Below are 445 nucleotides of genomic sequence, written 5' to 3'. Positions count from 1 at the left end.
GTTGCCGCTTTTGTCGTAGGTGTAGCGGCGCAGGCCGTGGGCGTGTTCGTGTTGGGCCAGGCGGCCCTGGTCGTCGTAGTGGTAGTGGCTGAGCAGTTGGCCCTGCTGGCGCTGGTGCTCGCGGCCGGCCTGGAACAGGTGTGAGGTGAGTTCGTCGTAGTGGTAGTGGCTGAGCAGTTGGCCCTGCTGGCGCTGGTGCTCGCGGCCGGCCTGGAACAGGTGTGAGGTGAGTGTGCGGCCATTCAGGTCGACAGTGGCAAGGTGCCCGCCCTTGTCGTGGTTGAAGGTCAGGCGGTTGTTGTCCGGCAGGCGCAGGGTTTCGAGTTGGCCGCAGTGGTCGTAGCCATAGCGCAAGGTGCCCCAGCCTTGGTGTTCGGCAGTCAGGCGATTCTGGTTGTCGTATTCGTAGTGCAGCGGCCAGTGGCCGTCGTCGACGCTGAGGAGG

1 protein-coding gene is annotated in these 445 nt (G+C 64.9%); it reads right to left on the bottom strand.

Translation table 11 applies throughout. From position 1 onward, the window contains the following. Positions 1-445 (bottom strand): RHS repeat domain-containing protein (locus AO268_RS05490; protein ID WP_373562113.1); only part of this gene is annotated, 445 nt, incomplete at both ends.

Source organism: Pseudomonas sp. ICMP 8385 (assembly GCF_002699915.1).
GTDB classification, from domain to species: Bacteria; Pseudomonadota; Gammaproteobacteria; order Pseudomonadales; family Pseudomonadaceae; genus Aquipseudomonas; species Aquipseudomonas gessardii.
Note: the sequence above shows the minus strand (reverse complement) of the source record. Positions and strands in the feature narration are given on the sequence as shown.